The organism is Gemmatimonadaceae bacterium, assembly GCA_036003045.1.
Lineage (GTDB): Bacteria > Gemmatimonadota > Gemmatimonadetes > Gemmatimonadales > Gemmatimonadaceae > JAQBQB01.
This window is the reverse complement of record DASYSS010000099.1, coordinates 84,145-101,048: the sequence shown is the minus strand read 5'-3', so window position 1 is coordinate 101,048 and position 16,904 is coordinate 84,145. Positions and strand designations below refer to the sequence as shown.

18 protein-coding genes and 2 tRNA genes are annotated in these 16,904 nt (G+C 67.2%); 4 read left to right on the top strand and 16 right to left on the bottom strand.

Features of this window, described 5'->3' with window-relative positions; all coding sequences use genetic code 11:
- The first annotated feature begins 53 nt into the window (after window positions 1-53).
- Entirely contained in the window at window positions 54-1,253 is a 1,200-nt protein-coding gene (locus VGQ44_21665; protein HEV8449446.1) for an FAD-dependent monooxygenase, read from the top strand.
- Between the two features lie 6 nt (window positions 1,254-1,259).
- Here the strand turns inward: VGQ44_21665 and VGQ44_21660 are convergent, their stop codons facing one another.
- The 11 genes from VGQ44_21660 to VGQ44_21610 all read right to left on the bottom strand — a co-directional run bounded on the left by VGQ44_21660 (window position 1,260) and on the right by VGQ44_21610 (window position 11,096).
- On the bottom strand, window positions 1,260-1,601 hold the full coding sequence (locus tag VGQ44_21660; protein ID HEV8449445.1) for a histidine triad nucleotide-binding protein: 342 nt from the start codon (window positions 1,599-1,601) through the stop codon (window positions 1,260-1,262).
- Window positions 1,602-2,342, bottom strand: coding sequence for an RsmE family RNA methyltransferase (locus VGQ44_21655; protein ID HEV8449444.1), 741 nt, complete (start codon window positions 2,340-2,342; stop codon window positions 1,602-1,604).
- On the bottom strand, window positions 2,315-3,157 hold the full coding sequence (locus VGQ44_21650) for a 50S ribosomal protein L11 methyltransferase (GenBank protein HEV8449443.1): 843 nt from the start codon (window positions 3,155-3,157) through the stop codon (window positions 2,315-2,317). The genes VGQ44_21655 and VGQ44_21650 overlap by 28 nt, the downstream gene beginning before the upstream one ends.
- A complete protein-coding gene (gene dnaJ, locus VGQ44_21645; GenBank protein HEV8449442.1) occupies window positions 3,154-4,284 on the bottom strand; it encodes a molecular chaperone DnaJ in 1,131 nt (376 codons plus the stop codon). Before dnaJ ends, VGQ44_21650 begins: the two co-directional genes overlap by 4 nt.
- Before the next feature lie 4 nt (window positions 4,285-4,288).
- Window positions 4,289-5,338 (bottom strand): heat-inducible transcriptional repressor HrcA, encoded by a 1,050-nt coding sequence (hrcA, locus tag VGQ44_21640; protein HEV8449441.1) that lies wholly within the window; start codon window positions 5,336-5,338, stop codon window positions 4,289-4,291.
- 4 nt (window positions 5,339-5,342) lie between these two features.
- A complete protein-coding gene (hemW, locus tag VGQ44_21635; protein ID HEV8449440.1) occupies window positions 5,343-6,473 on the bottom strand; it encodes a radical SAM family heme chaperone HemW in 1,131 nt (376 codons plus the stop codon).
- An 18-nt stretch (window positions 6,474-6,491) separates the two neighbouring features.
- The gene (gene dprA, locus VGQ44_21630) at window positions 6,492-7,340 is read right to left on the bottom strand and encodes a DNA-processing protein DprA (GenBank protein HEV8449439.1); all 849 of its coding nucleotides are present in this window, start codon (window positions 7,338-7,340) and stop codon (window positions 6,492-6,494) included.
- A 4-nt stretch (window positions 7,341-7,344) separates the two neighbouring features.
- Window positions 7,345-8,373, bottom strand: a complete 1,029-nt coding sequence (gene obgE, locus VGQ44_21625; protein HEV8449438.1) for a GTPase ObgE — start codon at window positions 8,371-8,373, stop codon at window positions 7,345-7,347.
- Window positions 8,370-8,996 (bottom strand): carboxymuconolactone decarboxylase family protein, encoded by a 627-nt coding sequence (locus VGQ44_21620; protein HEV8449437.1) that lies wholly within the window; start codon window positions 8,994-8,996, stop codon window positions 8,370-8,372. Before VGQ44_21620 ends, obgE begins: the two co-directional genes overlap by 4 nt.
- Before the next feature lie 41 nt (window positions 8,997-9,037).
- Complete coding sequence (locus VGQ44_21615; GenBank protein ID HEV8449436.1) at window positions 9,038-10,027, bottom strand: asparaginase; 990 nt, start codon at window positions 10,025-10,027, stop codon at window positions 9,038-9,040.
- Window positions 10,028-10,145: 118 nt separating this feature from the next.
- Complete coding sequence (locus VGQ44_21610) at window positions 10,146-11,096, bottom strand: DMT family transporter (GenBank protein HEV8449435.1); 951 nt, start codon at window positions 11,094-11,096, stop codon at window positions 10,146-10,148.
- Between the two features lie 72 nt (window positions 11,097-11,168).
- Here VGQ44_21610 and VGQ44_21605 point away from each other — a divergent pair, with 72 nt between their 5' ends.
- The 3 genes from VGQ44_21605 to VGQ44_21595 all read left to right on the top strand — a co-directional run bounded on the left by VGQ44_21605 (window position 11,169) and on the right by VGQ44_21595 (window position 12,384).
- Entirely contained in the window at window positions 11,169-12,182 is a 1,014-nt protein-coding gene (locus VGQ44_21605; protein HEV8449434.1) for a PfkB family carbohydrate kinase, read from the top strand.
- A gap of 12 nt (window positions 12,183-12,194) precedes the next feature.
- Window positions 12,195-12,268, top strand: a tRNA-Ile gene (locus VGQ44_21600).
- Window positions 12,269-12,310: 42 nt separating this feature from the next.
- Window positions 12,311-12,384, top strand: a tRNA-Val gene (locus VGQ44_21595).
- Window positions 12,385-12,424: 40 nt separating this feature from the next.
- Here VGQ44_21595 and hflX read toward each other — a convergent pair.
- The 5 genes from hflX to VGQ44_21570 form a co-directional block, all read right to left on the bottom strand.
- Complete coding sequence (hflX, locus tag VGQ44_21590) at window positions 12,425-13,684, bottom strand: GTPase HflX (GenBank protein ID HEV8449433.1); 1,260 nt, start codon at window positions 13,682-13,684, stop codon at window positions 12,425-12,427.
- 84 nt (window positions 13,685-13,768) lie between these two features.
- Entirely contained in the window at window positions 13,769-14,245 is a 477-nt protein-coding gene (locus VGQ44_21585) for an LEA type 2 family protein (protein ID HEV8449432.1), read from the bottom strand.
- On the bottom strand, window positions 14,242-15,627 hold the full coding sequence (locus VGQ44_21580) for a replication-associated recombination protein A (GenBank protein ID HEV8449431.1): 1,386 nt from the start codon (window positions 15,625-15,627) through the stop codon (window positions 14,242-14,244). Before VGQ44_21580 ends, VGQ44_21585 begins: the two co-directional genes overlap by 4 nt.
- A 28-nt stretch (window positions 15,628-15,655) precedes the next feature.
- Entirely contained in the window at window positions 15,656-16,372 is a 717-nt protein-coding gene (locus VGQ44_21575; protein ID HEV8449430.1) for a ZIP family metal transporter, read from the bottom strand.
- On the bottom strand, window positions 16,369-16,896 hold the full coding sequence (locus tag VGQ44_21570) for a hypothetical protein (protein ID HEV8449429.1): 528 nt from the start codon (window positions 16,894-16,896) through the stop codon (window positions 16,369-16,371). The genes VGQ44_21575 and VGQ44_21570 overlap by 4 nt, the downstream gene beginning before the upstream one ends.
- Window positions 16,897-16,904: the final 8 nt, after the last annotated feature.

Sequence of the window (16,904 nt, the reverse complement as noted above, 5' to 3'; positions counted from 1 at the left end):
TTTTGCGTCGCTGACCGACTGAGCTTCGTCAGCGGTTCCACCCCGGAGGAGCGATGACATACGACGCGGTCGTGGTCGGCGGCGGTTTTGGCGGATCCGCGTTCGCGGACCAACTCGCCCGGGCCGGCCGGTCGGTTCTCGTGCTCGAGCGAGAGACGCGATTCAAGGATCGAGTTCGCGGCGAAAACATGCTGGCGTGGGGCGTCGCCGCCGCCAAGCGCCTCGGCCTCTACGACGACCTCATCGCCGCGGGAGGACACCTCGCACCAAACTGGTGTCAGTACTCGATGGGGCAACCCTTACCGATCCGCGACATGCGCTCCACGACGCCGGGCGGCGATTCGATGCTCAACATCTTCCACCCGGCGCTCCAGGAAGCCGTCATCGGACGGGCCGTTGCGTCGGGCGCGGACGTCAGGCGGGGCGCGACCGTTCTCGGCGTGGAGCGCGGGGCCGGCAAAATGCCATCGGTGACGTTCGAGCACGACGGGCAACGACACGTGGCGACCGGCAGAATCGTCGTCGGCGCCGACGGCCGGGCGTCGCAGATGCGATCGTGGTGCGGCTTCGACACGCAACAGGACCCCGATCTGCTAGTCGTGGCAGGCACGCTCCTTCAAGGCACCAACGTCCCCGAGCGATCGGCTTTTCTCTGCGTCGGCCCCGGCATCGCGACGTTCTGGGCGCCGCTCGGCGACAGGAAGTCGAGAACGTATTTCATCTATCCGGGCGCCGGCGGCCGCCGCGGGTTGAGCGGCAAGAACAAGGTCCCCGAGTTTCTCGAACTCGTCCGGGCCGTCGGAATTCCGAGCGACTGGCTCGAGGGAGTCGAGTCGATCGGACCGCTCGCCGAGTTCGACGGAGCCGATCGGTGGGTGGACTCGCCGGCACGAGACGGCGTCGCGCTGATCGGCGATGCGGCCGCCGCGTCCGATCCATCGTGGGGGTGCGGCTTGTCGCTCACGATGCTCGACGTCGAAGCGTTGTCCACGGAGCTACGCGAGACGGACGACTGGAACGCCGCGCTCGGCGCCTATGCACGTCGCCACGACGAGTACTCGCGCGCGCTCCATCGTATTCATCAGTGGATGTACCAGTTGATCTGGTCCGGCGGCCCCGAGGCCGACGCGCGGCGCGCTCGCGTGTTTCCTCGATGGGCGCAGGATCCCTCGGGATTTCCCGACGCCGTCGGCCTCGGCCCCTTCGGCCCAAGCGACGAGCGAGCCCGTCGACTCGTGCTCGGTCTCGACTGACTTCGCCTATCCCGGCGGCCAAGTCATGTGGCGCCCGCCGAGCAAGTGCATGTGAAGATGGAACACCGTCTGCCCGCCGTCCGAATTCGTGTTGACCACGGTGCGATAGCCGGACTTGGCGATTTTTTCGTTGCGCGCGATGTCACGCGCCGCGATCGACAGCGCGCCGAGCTGCGCCGCGTCCGAGGCATCGTCGAGCGACGCAACGTGATCCCGCGCGATGATCACGACGTGCACCGGCGCCTGGGGATTGATGTCGCGAATGGCGACGCAATGGCCGTCCTCGTGGACGATCGTCGCCGGAATCTCGCGCCGTACGATGCGGCAGAAGATGCAGTCGTCGGCCATCTAGCGCTCCCGTGAACATTGTGCGGCGCGGGCGACGGCGATTGCCGCCACCGCCGCCGTCTCGAAGCGAAGCGTCGATGCGCCCAGACTCGCACGACCCCAGCCGGCGTGCTCGAGCATCGTACGCTCTTCATCTTCGATGCCGCCCTCCGGTCCCACCAACAAGATGATGCCGTCGGCTGCGTTCTGCCCGATCACCGAGAGCAGCGGGTCACCGCCCGCGTCCATCACGACGCGAAGCGACGGCTCCTGCGTAAGCGATTCCACATCGCCGTCGGGGAGGATGGACGGCAACCACGCCCCGCCCGATTGCTCGACCGCGGATACCATGCGCGCGCGCAGTTTCGCCGAGAACCCCGTCCCTTCGCCGCGCTGAGTCACGCTTGCCGAGCGACGGAAGCGTACGCCCTGCCAACTCGCGACCTCGAGCTCCGTCGATTTTTCGGCGAGCCAGAGCATGCGATCGCGGTCGGCGACTGGGGCACGCAGATGAATCGCCGGCTGTCGCGCGACGTTCTTGACTGACGACACCGCCAACTCGAGATCGCGTTTGCCTCGGGCTCGGAGCGTCGCCGCTCCGAGTAGCCCTTCGCCATTCGTGAGCTGAACGGTGTCGCCGTCACCGAGCCGACGCGCTCGCAGGTGATTGCGCACGTCATCGCTCGGCGTGACCGGAATGCCCGCGACGAGCGGGCCTTCGCAGTAGAAGGTCGCTATCGCGGCTCGACGGTCGCGCTCCACCACTCGCCCTCTTCGATTTCTTCCACGATGCGCCATCCCGCCGCGGCGAGCCGATCGAGCATCAGGGCCCGTTCGGAAGTGAGAATTCCGCTCAGAATCGCGCACCCGTCGACGTCGAGTGCGGTCCTCATCGTCGGCAGCAGGTCGATCAGCACCGAGGAAATGATGTTCGCCGTCACGATGCGCACGGGCGCGACGAGCGGCAGCAGCGAGGCGGCGTCTCCCTCGACGACGGACACGCGATCGTCGACGCCGTTGCGGCGCACGTTTTCTTCGGCGTTCTCGATTGCGTCGGGGTCGAGCTCGATGGCCACGACACGCGAGGCGCCGAGTTTCGCGGCGGCGATCGCCAACACCGCGCTGCCGGTGCCGACATCGGCGACACGATCGCCGTCGCGCGCGACGTTCTGAAGCAGCCGAACGACGGATTGCGTCGTCGCGTGGTCGCCCGTCCCGAATGCCATTCCAGGTTCGATCACGATGGTCGTCGCGGGGTCGAGGCCGTGGCCGAGCCACGGCGGCGCGATCGTGAGCCGGCCGACGCGCTGCGCCCTGAGCGCATGTTTCCACCGCTCCGACCAATCGCTGATCGCGAGCGGCTCGGTCTGCACGACGACGTCGCTTGCGATCGCCAGCGCGGCGCGCTCGAGGCGGCTCGCGTCGGCGAGCCCGTGGGCGTGCGTTACGAGAGCGTCAGGAAACTCCTGAACTCCTGCCGCGCCCGCCTCGAAGAGCGCGGCGAGCACGTCGTCGCGTCGCGCGCCTGGTGAGATCCGAACCGTGATCCACGCGGCGTCCCGCGTTTCTTTCGTCACGCACCGAGGGCTTCTTTCATCTTCGCCCAAAAGCCCTTCGACCGGCCGTCGGCCGGCACGCCGGGCTGCAGCTCGCTCAGCCGCGCGATGATCTGGCGCTCTTCCTCCGTGAGACGCTCCGGCGTCCAGAGTTGGACGCGCACGTGCAGATCGCCCGTGCCGTTGGCGTTGACGCGCGGCAGTCCGCGTCCGCGCAGGTGAAAGACCTGGCCGCTCTGCGTTCCCGCCGGGACGTCCAGCGTGGTGTGACCGGAGACGGTCGGCACGCTCACCTGCGAGCCGAGCGCGAGCTGCGGGTAGGTCGCGAGCACTTCGGTGTAGAGGTCCTCGCCGTCGCGCTCGAAGCGCGGATCGTCCGCGACCTCGAAGAGCACGTGCACGTCGCCGCGCTGGCCGCCGCGCAGGCCGGCGTTGCCGGCATCGCGCAGTGTCATGTACTGCCCCGTCGCGACGCCCGCCGGAATCTGTACGGTCAGCTCGCGCTCGCCGCGCAGCCTTCCTTCGCCCCGGCACGCCTTGCACGGGGAGCTCACGACTTTCCCTTCACCGTGACAAGTCGGACAGGTGACGACGCTGACGAACTGCCCGAAGAAGGAGCGCTGCGCGCGCCGCACTTCTCCCTGTCCCTGACAGGTCGCGCACGTCTGTGCCTTCGACCCCGGCTCGGCCCCCGATCCCGCGCACTTCTCGCACGGCTCGAGCGTTCGAATGAGGATCTTCTTCTCGACTCCCGTGGACACTTCGGCGAGCGTCAACGGCACCGTGATCTTGACGTCGGCGCCCGCGCGCGGATCACCGCCGCCGCGCGCGCCGAAGAGCGATTCCAACCCGCCCAGTCCGCCGAAGTCGCGCATGAAGATGCCGAGCGCTTCGGAGAGATCCACGTGGTGGAAGCCCGCCGAGCCGCCGCGCAATCCCGCCTCGCCGTACCGGTCGTACGCGGCGCGCTTCTGCGGATCGCGCAACACGTCGTACGCTTCCGTGATCTCCTTGAACCGCTCCTCGGCGTCCTTCGAGCCGTTGTTGCGGTCTGGATGATACTTCATCGCGAGTTTGCGATATGCCTTCTTGATCTCTTCGTCGGCCGCCGTGCGCGGAACGTCGAGAACCCCGTAAAAGTCCGCCATCGTTTTACTCGAGAAGGTCGCTGAGCAGTCGCGACGTATGGCTCACCAGCGCGATCACCTTGTCGTACGGCATGCGCGTCGGACCGATCACGCCGATCACGCCCGCCAACGGTCCGATGTGATACTCCGCCGTGACGACGGTGAAGTCTTCCAGCCGCGGGTCGTCGTGTTCCGCGCCGATCGTGATCGAGATGCCAGGCGCGTGCACGCGCTTGCGCATCGTCTCACCCAGCGCGTGCGGCGTTTCGGTCAGCTCCAGCAGACGGCGCAGCCGATCGGCGGCCGAAAACTCGGGCTGTTCCGTGAGCGACGACGTCGAGCCGAACAGTACGGGCTGCGCGTCGGAGATCGGCATCGCCGCCTCGAACAACTGTTCGCCTTCTTGCACGAAGATGTTCAACAGCTCCGCGGCGCGTGGATCGGAGCTGCTGTCGCGCAGTCGCTCCGGCAGCGATCCGCGAATCTGGCCGAGTGTCAGACCGGCCAGGCGCTCATTGAGCACCGCCGTCACGGCGCCGAGCGCTGTGTCGGCGATGTCGACCGGAACCTCGACGAACACCGTACGCACCATGCCGCCGTCGAGCGTGAGCACCATGAGCATTCGCTCGCTGCTCACTCGTACCAGCTCGAGCCGACGCAAGATGGAGTGATCGAGACGGGGTCCGAGAGCGACGCCCAATTCCTGTGTCAGAACGCCGAGCGTCTGCGCGGCGCGTCGAAGCACCATCTCGATCGGAGACGCGTTGGCGCCCGTGATCTCTTCGATCAGACGTTCGGTTTCCACCGCCCGGAGCGGCGGCAAGCTCAAGAGCGAATCGACGTACGCGCGGTAGGCCTTGTTCGTCGGAACGCGCCCCGCCGACGTGTGCGGATGGAAGAGAAACCCCTTGTTTTCGAGGTCGCTCATCGTGTTGCGGATCGTCGCCGGGGACACGCCGAGACCGAACCGCTTGGAGAGAGTCCGCGAGCCCGCCGGCTCCGCAGTCTCCACGTAACTTCGGATCACGGCCTCGAGCACGCGGCGCTCACGCTTGTTGAGCTGCTCTGATGCCATAACTTCAAACATAGTAACGACTTCGCTCGACTGTCAAGTCGGCCGCGAGGGCGTCCAGCCGGAGCCACCCCTGCGGGGTCAGGACCGCGCGGTCACCATCGCGCAACAGCGCCCACCCGTGCTCAACCCACGGGGAAACGCGTGTGATTTCGTCGGTTGTGAGGGTCAATCCATCGATCGTTCGGAGACCCAGGTAAACTCGCTCGGCCGCCACGTCCTCCGCGGTGAGAAGCTCGCGGCCGGCCAGAGGGTCGGATCCTTCAGCGAGCAAACGGCACCATTCGGCATAGGCGGCCTCGTTCCACCGCCGTTCGGTTCCGTCGAAGCCGTGCGACGAGGGCCCGATGCCGGTGTACGGTACTCGCTTCCAGTACGACGAGTTGTGCCGCGCGCGACGCCCAGGTCGCGCGAAGTTCGAGACCTCGTAGTGGTCGAAGCCCGCTGCGGCAAGCGTCTCGTGCGCCGTCAGAAACTCGGCCTCGTAGCGCTCGTCCGGCGATTCATCGACCTCTCCCCTTTGACGCCATCTCCCCAACGGCGTGTGAGGCTCGATGGTGAGACCGTACAAGGACACGTGGGTCGGCTCGAGCGCGAGTGCCTGCTCCAGATCGGCCGCCCACGAGCGTTGAGTCTTTTCGGGCAGGGAGAAGATCAGGTCGACGGAAACGTCATCGATCCCGGCGCGCCTCGCGGCGTCGACCGCGCGACCAATCTGTGACGCGTCATGCGTGCGGTGCATCCATGACAGAACGCCGTCGTCGAACGACTGCGCGCCGATCGACAGTCGATTGACGCCGGCGTTGCGCCACGCTTTGGCCGTCTCGGACGTGACATCGTCGGGATTCGCCTCGAGCGTCACCTCGGCATCGGGCGCGAACTCGATTCGTCTCGTGAGCATCTCGAGCAATCTCGAAACGCCCGCCCCGCCGAGCCTCGACGGCGTGCCGCCGCCGAGATACAGCGTCGAGACCTCCCCGAAACGCTCTGCGCCCGCGAATCGAATCTCCAACTCCCTGGCGACCGCCGACACGTAGTCGTCCACCGGCACGTCGCGGCGAACCGCGATCGAGAAATCGCAGTACACGCAGCGTCGCGCGCAGAACGGAACGTGGACGTACAGATGGCGAGGGAGCACCCCCGAAATATGTCCCTCTCAGCGGCGCCGAACCTCTCCGGTCAGCGCGCATTCTACGACGCCGCGCAGCTCCAATCCGGTCACGGCGGAGAGGCATTGCGCGACCGGAAGGCCGGATCGGGCGCACAATTCATCCAAGCTTGCGGCGCCGTGGCCGAGCGCGCTCCACACACGCATTTCGACTTCGTCGTCGAACCGCGGACCGGCACGCGCGAGCGGCGAGAGGCCGGCGAGGCTCAAGGCATCGGCGATCGAAACGATCGGGTGCGCGCCATCGCGAAACAGCAGATTGCTTCCCTGGCTCTGCGGCACGTCGATCGGACCCGGAACGACGGCCACGTCGCGCCCCAGTTCGAGCGCGTGCTTCGCGGTGATGAGCGCTCCGCTGTCGAACGGCGCTTCAACGATGATCGTCACCTTCGAGATCGCGGCGAGGATGCGGTTTCGGTTCGGAAACGATCCCTGATGCGAATGCGCACCGGGAGGCAGCTCGGACATGACCAGCCCCCGCTCGATGATCTGCCGGTGCAGCGGGACATGTGCTCGCGGATACGCGACGTCGGCGCCCGTGCCGAGAATGGCGATCGTCGCCCCGCCGGCCTCGAGCGCCGCGCGGTGCGCGGCGGCATCGATGCCGAGGGCCATGCCGCTGACGACGCACGCCCCGGCGCGGACGAGCGCCGCCGCGAGCTCGCGCGTGATGCGTTCGCCGTAGCCCGTCGCACGCCGCGTTCCGACGATCGTGACCGGCGGCCGGTCGAGGAGACCGAGGTCGCCAATCCACCAGAGTCGCGCCGGCGGATTGGCCAGCTCATTCAGGGCGACGGGGTACGCCGCGTCACCGCGCTCGATGCTTTCGACGGCCACGGCGTCACGGCAGTGGAATGACGTCGGGGCGAACGGCGGCGGTCTTTTTCATCTCGAGCAGTCGCGTCCACCACGCGGCGAGGAGCGAATCGAGTCCCGTTCTTCCCGCGGCGCTGATCGCGAAGACGCCGAACGCGTCGGGCGCATCGATCGGCGGTGCGTCGTCGTCGCCGAGCAAATCCATCTTCGTGAACACGACGCAATGCGGCTTTTCGGCCAACGCCTCCGAGTACGCGGCAATCTCGCCGCGAAGCTGGTCGTATTCGGCCTGCCAGTCCATCGAGTCGATGGGAATCAGAAACGCCAGCAGTCGCGTGCGCTCTATGTGCCGCAGAAACTGAAGACCGAGTCCGCGGCCTTCGTGCGCCCCTTCGATGATGCCGGGAATGTCGGCGACGACGAACGTGCGGCCGTCGCTGAGCTGCACGACGCCGAGGTTCGGCGCCAACGTCGTGAACGGATAGTCGGCGATTTTCGGACGCGCCGCCGAAATCACCGAGAGCAACGTCGACTTGCCCGCGTTCGGTTGGCCGACGAGCCCCACGTCGGCGATGAGCTTGAGCTCCAACTCGAGCCGTCGCGTCTCACCGTCTTCGCCCGGCTGGTATTCCCGCGGCGACTGGTGCGTGGAGCTCGTGAAGTAGGCGTTTCCCTTCCCGCCGCGTCCGCCGCGCGCGACGATCAGTCGATCGCCGTTCTCCAGCACTTCACCGAGCCGCTCCTCCGTATCGAGATCGCGGATCACCGTGCCGACGGGCACGGGCATGATGACGTCCTCTCCCGAACGCCCGGTCTTGTTGGCGCCCGAACCGTGATCACCGGCAGTGGCCTGCCACGAATCGCGATACGTATAGTCGAGCAGCGTGGCGAGGTTGGAGTCGCCGACGACGATCACGTCGCCGCCGCGGCCGCCGTCGCCGCCGTCCGGGCCGCCCATCGGAATGAACTTCTCGCGGCGGAACGAGACGATACCCGAGCCCCCGCTTCCTGCCTTCGCGTTCACGACGACGCGGTCCACGAACATGTTGCTCATTTTCCGCGCACCCGTGCCCAGAGAAGTTTGACGTCGCGCAAGCGGGTCGCGTCGAGTACGTCTCCGAGCACATCGACGGCGGCGTCGATCGCACCCGCGGACGCACCGGCGTTCAGCGCGCCGTGTAGATGCGAGTGCAGCTGACGGTCCTGCGCGGTCGCCGCGCACGCCGCCACGATGCAGAGCTCGCGGCGCGGCAGGTCCAGACCGGCGCGCGACAGCACCTTGCCGTATCCCTCGGAGATCATCCAGTCGTCGAGCAGCGGATGCAAATGTCGAATGTTCTCACGCAGTCGGTCGTACATCTTGCCGTAGACTCGCTCGCAGGTGGCCTCTCCGTCGGCGCGCGTGGGCGTGCGCGACTCCGGCGCGCTCGCAATCGTCGGATGAATCCGCCGCCATTCGCGCATCGCGTTGAGCGTGCGCGGAAAACCGGCGAACAGGTACGTCTGAAGCAGCAACTCCTCGACCCACACGTCGGGGATCGCGCCGGCGCTCCGAGAAATCTCGTCGCGAAGCGAACCCTCGTCGCCCGCCGCGACGACCGCGGCCAGGCGGACCAGCGCGACGGTCGCGTCGTCGAGGACCGCCAAGGTGTCGTGGATGTCGGCGGGCGGCGTCATCAGTCGGCGTCGCGGCGAACCAAATCGTCGCGCGAGTGCGCTCAGGCGACGAGCCGAATCTCGCCGACCGTTTCGCCGCGCGTGTTACGCACCGGACGCCGGAAGAACTCTTCCAGCCTCGGCGGAAGCTGTCCGGGCAAGACGTCGAAAAGCTGAAGCACGCGGATCACGGCGGGAAACTGCGCGCGCGAGGCACCGTCGTCGACCTTGACCGCGATACCGATGCCCAACTCCGGCACGGCGGCGCAGTGCACGCCTTCGGCACCGATCTTCGCCACGACGCGCCCGTCGGTCTCCTCGATCAACACCGAGTCGAACCGGTCCGTGCCACCGACGAGAAAGGGCCGCGTTCCCATCGCGTGCACGATGCGGCCGGCGAGCGTGCTGCCGTCACGCGACGCGCGGCCGAGTCGAGACCACGCGCGGGCCATGCCGTCGAGCGGAAGCGAGAACGCGACGACGCCGCAGCCGTCGACGGCCTGGCCGATCTCGTTCTCGTCGAGCCCCGACCATTTCGCCGACGCCTGCAGGCAGCAACGTTGAACCGGGTGGTCGCGGCGCTCGTAACCGTACGTCGGCCAACCCGCGGTGTGGGCCCGCGCGAGCATCGCGGCGTGCTTTCCCGAACAATTGTTGTGCAGCCGAGACAGTCGAGCGCCCGATTCGCGCAACAGCTTGAGCCCGCGCGGCGAGATCGGATCGTGCGGCCCGCAGGCCAGGTCGCCCTCTTCCAGCCCGACGTCGGCAAGCATCGCCTGAGCGAGCGCGACGTGTTCCGGCTCTCCGCCGTGTGACGCGCACGCCAGCGCCAGCTGGTCGTCGCCCCAGCGGAGCTCGTCGAAGCCGCCCGCCTCGAGAAATGGCATGACCTGAAATGGCTTGGCGCACGAGCGCCACGAGCTCACGATCCGAGTGTTGCGCGCGCCGGCAGCGAGAGAATCGTCCTCGATGACCACGGCCGCGTGCACGGAATGGTGCGATTCGATCTCCGAACCTCGTGTCGCGACGACGTCCAGCTCGAGTGTTCTCATGATCGTGTGCGGGACCGTGCAAGAGGGAGGTTACAACGCGAGGCTCGTCCTCCCGCCGTTGCTCGTAACATAATCGACCAGCCGCGCCGCAAGTCTGTCGTCGGCGCGCGGGCCGACATCAGAGGGCGAAGCGCCGTTGCCGGGTCGAGCGCGCGGCGACGAGAATCCCGGCCAACACGAGCAGGCCGCCGACCACGGTGGCGACGCGCGGGATCTCGCGAATGCCCGGCAGCAGCGCGGCGAGAAACGTCGCGCCGACCGGTTCGCCGAGCAGCGTGAGATTCACCACGTACGCGGGCATGTATTTCAGCGCCCAGTTGATTCCGGTGTGGCCGAACAGCATCGGCCCGATGGCGAGCGCGAGAAAGATTCCCATCTCCCTCGGCGGCTGTCCGAGGATCGGCGCGTGTACGGCGCGCGCGAAGATGAGCAGCACGACGAAGCACACGCCGTACACGATCGACACGTACGGCCAGATGTCGAGCACGGAGCGCAGTCGGCGCCCGGCGATCACATATCCCGCGGCGGCGGCCGCGCCGACGAGCGCGAGCAGGTCGCCGGTGAGCGCTTGCCCGGTCATGGCTCCGGCTGTGGACAGGAGATCGGGGAGCGCGACGACGAACGCGCCGAACATCGCCGTGACGATGCCGACCCACTGGCCGCTCGTCGGCGGCTCGGCGAGCACCGCGCCGGAGAGCAGCGCGACCAACGCCGGCTGCACGTTGACCAGCACGACCGACGCCGCCACCGTCGTCATGCCGACCGACGCGTTCCAGCTCCAGAAGTGAAACGCCAGCATGATCCCGGCGGCGGCGGCGAGCGCAAGCCCGCCGCGATCGAGCCGCCGGAACTGCCGCCACGTACCCGTGGCGACGAGCGCGCCGAGAATGAAAACGAGCGCGAATCCGAGCCTCCAGATCGCGATCGTGAGCGGATGCGCGTGCGAGAGACGCACGAGCGGCGCGGCGAACGAAATGCCGACGAGCGCCAGCAGCAGGACGAGCGGGACGGGCACGCCGCTGGGATTCGTCGCGCGCAATCCGGGGTTGGAGTCGGGGGGTGGGGCCATGCGCCCGAGAGTGTAGACCGCGTCTCAGGGCGCGTCAATGCGTTTCCTCGAAGCATTCATTACCTTCTCGCCATGAGTCGCCGCCCGTTGAATCGCGATCGGTTGATCGAGCTCCTCGAGGGTGCGTCGCGCTGCCGCGTCGCGGTGCTCGGCGACGCGATGCTCGACGTCTATTTGCGCGGCGACGTCGAGCGTATCTCGCCCGAAGCGCCCGTGCCCGTGGTTCGCGTCCGCGAACGTCGCCACGCGCTCGGCGGCGCCGGAAACGTCGCGCAGAACGTGCGCGCCGTCGGCGCGATGTGCGATCTCGTCGCGGCGATCGGCGACGACATGGCGGGCCGCCATCTATGCGGCATGCTGGAAGCGATCGGCGCTCCCGTCGGTTCGCTCGTGACGGTGGACCGTCCGACGACCACCAAGACGCGCATCGTGGCGCGCTCGCAGCAGGTCGTGCGTGTCGACGAAGAGGAAGACGGCGACTTGAACGGCGCGGAAGTCGATCGCCTGCTCACGGCCGTGCGCCGCGCGGTGGACGATGCGCACGCCCTCGTGCTCGAGGACTACAACAAAGGCGTGTTGGTTCCGCACGTCATCGAAGCGGCGATGCAGGCGGCGCGCGGGCGCGGCATTCCGATCGTCGTCGATCCGAAGTATCGCAATTTCTTCCTCTATCGCGGCGCCACCATCTTCAAGCCGAATCGCCGCGAGCTGGAGGCCGCGCTCGGCGCCGCCGTCGATCTCGAGCACGCCGAAGCGCTCCCCGCAACGTTCGCGCGTCTCGGCGTGGAGCATCTCCTTCTCACGCTCGGCGAGCACGGCATGGCGCTCGTGTCGGCCGGCGGCGACATCGAGCGCGTCCCGACCGCGGCTCGCGAGGTCTACGACGTCGTCGGCGCCGGCGACACGGTGACGGCGTATCTCGCGCTCATCCTCGGCGCCGGCGGCAGCGCGCTCGAGGCCGCGGTGATCGCGAACTATGCGGCGGGCGTCGAAGTTGGAAAGCTCGGCGCGGCCACCGTTTCGGCGGAAGAAGTGATCGACGCGTACGACGCGCATGTGCTTGCGCCCTTGGCACCGAGCGTCTAACTAGCGTGTACCGGGCCCGTAGCTCAGTTGGTTAGAGCAGAGGACTCATAATCCTACGGTCGCAGGTTCGAGCCCTGCCGGGCCCATAGACGAAGGGTGGCGCGCCCGTCTACTTTTCGTGCTCCGTCGGTCGCGTAGCTCAGCTGGTTAGAGCGCCGGTCTCACATACCGGAGGTCCGGGGTTCGAGTCCCTGCGCGACCATTGCGATTGTGAAATTCGGAAACGACGAGCCCCGCGCTTGCTAGTGCGGGGCTTTTCCGTTCGTGACGGAAGCGCCGGCGCGCTCGAGCCGTCCGGCGAGCGCGGCGTCGATGCGCGCCTTGATCACGAGGCGGTCGCCTTCCATGCGCTGATCGAGAACTTCACCCTGCCGGTGAATCTCGGCGATCAACTTTCCGTCGCCGGGCGAGACCGAGATCGTCGCCATCGGGCGCTTGGCGCGAATCATCGAAGACAGGGCGCGCCGCAGCGGTTCGAGTCCGCCTTCGGCGAGCGCGGAGACGAAGACCGACGGCGTGTCCGCGTCGCGCATCCTCGTCTGAAGCGCGATGAGCGCCTCGTGCTCGAGCAAGTCCACTTTGTTGAAGACGAGCAGCGTGTCGCGGCCCGCGACCTCGAGCTCGGACAAGACCTGGTTCACCACTTCTTCCTGCTCGGGCCACGACGGCGACGAGGCGTCGATGACGTGGAGGAGCAGATCCGCCTCGCGCGCTTCCTCGAGCGTCGCGCGAAACGAGGCCACGAGATGGTGCGGCAGCTTTCGTATGAACCCGACCGTGTCGGTGACGAGGACGTGCGCGTTCTCGCCCAGATCGACGTCCCGCGTGAGCGGATCGAGCGTGGCGAAGAGCCGGTCCTCGACGAGAATGTCCCCCGCCCCGGAGAGTGCGCGCAGCACCGACGACTTTCCGGCGTTCGTGTAGCCGACGAGCGACGCGCGGAACTCCGAGCGTCGCGCCTGGCGCTGAATCGCGCGTCCGCGCTGCACGTCCTTCAGCCGTTCGCGCAAGACCTTGATACGATGGCTGATGAGCCGCCGGTCCGTCTCCAGCTGCGTTTCGCCGGGCCCTCGCACGCCGATGCCGCCGCGAAATTTCTCGAGGTGCGTCCACATCCGCGTCAGTCGTGGCAGCATGTACTCGAGCTGGGCGAGCTCGACCTGCATCTTCGCTTCCGCCGTCCGGGCACGCGTCGCGAAGATGTCGAGAATCAGCTCGGCGCGGTCCACGACGCGCGTGCCGATCGCGTCCTCGATGTTCTTGCCCTGGCTTGGCGAGAGCTCGTCGTCGAAGATGACGAGCGTCGCGCCCGTCGCCGACACGCGATCCCGCAGCTCTTCGATCTTGCCGCTCCCGAGGTAGGTACCGGGATTCGGCCGGTCGATTTGTTGGAGGATTTCACCGGCGACGGTCGCGCCCGCCGTGTCCGCGAGGTCGGCGAGCTCACGCAAATGCTCGTCGGCTAGACGCCGGGCTCCGGGGCGCTTGAGCGGCGCACCCACGAGCAACGCCCGCTCTTCAGGCGGGGCGACGACGATTGGCGCCCGAGCTATGCGGGCAGCTCCATCATGAGCATCGCCGTCAATCTAGCGAGCAACGCCTGCCGTCGTGAGTTGACGGGTGTCCGAGAACGGCACGTTGAACGTGCCGACGGTCGTTCCAACGGTGACGTTGCCTCGAACGTGATACGTCACCACACCGGTGTTGAGGAGCGAGCGAGTCGCCGAACCGACTCCGGCGTAGGTGAAGCTGACCGGAATCTGTACGACGGAAGATTTTTCGCTCTCGACCGTGAACTTGTTGTCGACCGCGCCGGTCGCGAGAAGCAGGCTGTCCGAGTTGAGGAGGACCTCGTACGTCAAGCGCGTCGCGTCGAGCCGGTAGTGATTGGGGTTGTAGACGTTGAGGTCGACGTTCAAGCTGCCGCCCGTCAGGCCGACGCCGACGAGCTCCACCTTTTGGAGCGTGACCTCGGGCTGCTTGAACGCCTGCTTGCCGAGGAAGGAACACGCGGCCACGACAGCCGTCAGCCCCAGGACGATTTTCACGGCGAGCTTCTTCATCGCGATCCCTCCGCCTCTTCTTTCTCGTTGCGCCGCCGAATTTCTTCCCACCACGCCAAGCGTTTGGCGATCTCCTTCTCGAACCCGTACGGACCCGGCTCGTAGAAGCGCGTGCCCTTGAGCGGCTCCGGGAGATACTCCTGCGGAATGTAGGCTTCCGGGGCGTCGTGCGCGTATTGATACCCCGCGCCATATCCCAGTTCCTTCATCAAACCGGTGGGCGCGTTGCGAATGTGCAACGGTACGGGTTCAGCCGGATGCGTGCGCGCCGCGTCACGTGCCGCGACGAGCGCCAACATCGAACGGTTCGATTTCGGCGCGGTCGCCAAGTACACGATCATCTCGGCGAGCGGGAGGTAGCCTTCCGGAGGCCCCAGCATGTGATATGCATCACGCGCCGCGACGGCAAGCTTGAGCGCCTCCGGATCGGCGAGCCCGATGTCTTCGGCGGCCATCGCGATCGCGCGCCGGAACATGATCATGGGATCGCCGCCGCCTTCGATCATGCGGCCCATCCAATACAGAGCGCCCTGCGGGTCGCTGCCCCGCAGACTTTTGTGAAAGGCGCTCAGCATGTTGTACATCTCTTCGCCGCCCTTGTCGTACCGCGCGAAGCGGAGTTGCAACGCCTCCCGCGCGACGTCGACGGTGATGCGTCCATTGCGTCCGACGTGATCGGCCGCGGCTTGGAGAATCGTCAACGCGCGGCGAGCGTCCCCGTCCGCTTCGGTGGCGATCAAGTCCGCCGCGTCGTCGTCCATCGTGAGCGAGAGGTCCCCGAGTCCGCGCTCGCCGTCGGAGAGCGCGCGGTCGAGCAAGCCGCGGAGGTCGCGCGGCGACAGCGGCTCGAGCACGAACACGCGCACGCGCGAAAGCAAAGCGCCGATGATCTCGAACGACGGATTCTCCGTCGTTGCGCCGATGAGCGTGATCGTGCCCGCCTCGACATGCGGCAGAAACGCATCCTGTTGTGCCTTGTTGAAGCGATGGATCTCGTCGGCAAAGAGAATGGTTCCGCGCCCGAGGCGCCGTCTTCCTTCCGCTTCGGCGACGATCTCGCGGACGCGAGGCACACCTTCGGTCACAGCGGAGAACGGAACGAATTCGCGGTCCGTGTAACGCGCAATGACGCGGGCGATCGTCGTCTTGCCGGATCCCGGCGGACCCCAGAACACGACGGAGCCGATCGTGCCGCGCTCGATCGCTTCGCGCAGCGGCTTGCCCGGTCCGAGCAGGTGCGACTGTCCCACGATTTCGTCGAGCGTGCGGGGACGCATGCGCGCGGCGAGCGGCTGACCGGACGGCGACTCGAACAACGAGCCCGTTCCGCCCGACGTCACCTCCGACTCGTCCGCCGTGCCTCGACGGCGACGCTCGCTCATACCGAAGCCGCTCGCGCGCTCAGCGTGATCAGATCGACGCCAGCGAGCGAGCGACGAAATACAGCCCGCATCCCGCGGCGAAGCTCAGAGGAATCCGCGCTCCCGACCTGTGCTGAAGCTCAGGAACGAGGTTCGACGCGCCGACGTACAGCGTGACTCCCGCGGCGATCGCCAATCCGTAGGCACGAAGAAACGGCGACGCATCGGTCAACACGACGCCCGCTATGGTACTCAGGCCCAGCGCCGCGGCCGCCAGAATCCCGGCGCGCCGCCGGGCACCGGCGGCGAGAAACAAGCTCGAGATGGCCAACCCCTCGGGGAATTTGTGCAGCAACACCGCCACGAAGACGAGGGCGCCGAGGCCTTGGCTCACGTGCAGCCCGCTTGCCACCGCGACCCCGTCTACGAACGTATGCATCAGCAGGCCGATCAGCGCCGACACGCTCACCATCTCGGAGACCGCGTGCGTCTCCTCGCCGAAGTGAAAGTGACGACCGATCGTGTGCTGGGTGAAATGGACGAGCAGGTATGACGCCAGCACGATCATCGGCGCTACCGAACCGGCGAGCCGAATCGAGTCCGGGAACAGATCGACGACGGACACCGAGATCAGAAACCCGGCCGCGAACGAGATGAGCGCGTCGAGCGCGCGCACGCTCCACGACGCGCGCGAGGCCACCGCCGCCGCGCCCATGACATTGGCCAACGCGGCGGCGGTGCCGTACGCCAAAGCCGACGGGGTCATGTCGGCGCCAAACCGAGACGATCCGCCGCGGTTGTGATGGCGTTCACGAGGTCGGGCGCGGCGGGAAAATGCTGGCGATTCACTCGCCAACTCTTACCCCGCACGCGCGCCTGTTCCTCGATTCCCTTTCCCTCGAGCAGATACAGCCAGCGGTCCGTACGCGCGTAGATGAACAGATCGAGGTGCGGGTTCACCGTGAGCTGGTCGTCGCTCGTGTACACGGCGAACTCGACGCCCCCATAGCGCGCCAACAGAATCTTGAGCCGCGCCATCGCGTCACGGACGTCCGGCAGCGCGATGGCCTCTCCCTTCCACGAGCGGCCGCTGCGCAGATCCTCGATCGCCACGTCCACCGCCGGCGGCATCTGCTCGCTCAGCGCATAAAACAGATCGACCACCCGCTCGGCATTCGCGACCACGCGGGCGACGTAGAGATCGCCCTCGCGCTCGAACGTGAAGCCGTCCGCGCTGACGCGAAAACGGCGCCAGATCGACGCCTCGGGTTGTCGTCCGCGAAAGAACATGGTGCTCC

Bases quoted from the DNA above. Each gene is read 5' to 3' on its own strand.
- VGQ44_21585 (HEV8449432.1), bottom strand. From the start codon at position 14,245: ATGAAGAAGCTCGCCGTGAAAATCGTCCTGGGGCTGACGGCTGTCGTG.
- VGQ44_21660 (HEV8449445.1), bottom strand. From the start codon at position 1,601: ATGGCCGACGACTGCATCTTCTGCCGCATCGTACGGCGCGAGATTCCG.
- VGQ44_21605 (HEV8449434.1), top strand. From the start codon at position 11,169: ATGAGTCGCCGCCCGTTGAATCGCGATCGGTTGATCGAGCTCCTCGAG.
- obgE (HEV8449438.1), bottom strand. From the start codon at position 8,373: ATGAGCAACATGTTCGTGGACCGCGTCGTCGTGAACGCGAAGGCAGGA.
- hrcA (HEV8449441.1), bottom strand. From the start codon at position 5,338: ATGGCATCAGAGCAGCTCAACAAGCGTGAGCGCCGCGTGCTCGAGGCC.
- dnaJ (HEV8449442.1), bottom strand. From the start codon at position 4,284: ATGGCGGACTTTTACGGGGTTCTCGACGTTCCGCGCACGGCGGCCGAC.
- VGQ44_21575 (HEV8449430.1), bottom strand. From the start codon at position 16,372: ATGACCCCGTCGGCTTTGGCGTACGGCACCGCCGCCGCGTTGGCCAAT.
- VGQ44_21580 (HEV8449431.1), bottom strand. From the start codon at position 15,627: ATGAGCGAGCGTCGCCGTCGAGGCACGGCGGACGAGTCGGAGGTGACG.
- VGQ44_21665 (HEV8449446.1), top strand. From the start codon at position 54: ATGACATACGACGCGGTCGTGGTCGGCGGCGGTTTTGGCGGATCCGCG.
- VGQ44_21615 (HEV8449436.1), bottom strand. From the start codon at position 10,027: ATGAGAACACTCGAGCTGGACGTCGTCGCGACACGAGGTTCGGAGATC.
- VGQ44_21610 (HEV8449435.1), bottom strand. From the start codon at position 11,096: ATGGCCCCACCCCCCGACTCCAACCCCGGATTGCGCGCGACGAATCCC.
- VGQ44_21570 (HEV8449429.1), bottom strand. From the start codon at position 16,896: ATGTTCTTTCGCGGACGACAACCCGAGGCGTCGATCTGGCGCCGTTTT.
- VGQ44_21620 (HEV8449437.1), bottom strand. From the start codon at position 8,996: ATGACGCCGCCCGCCGACATCCACGACACCTTGGCGGTCCTCGACGAC.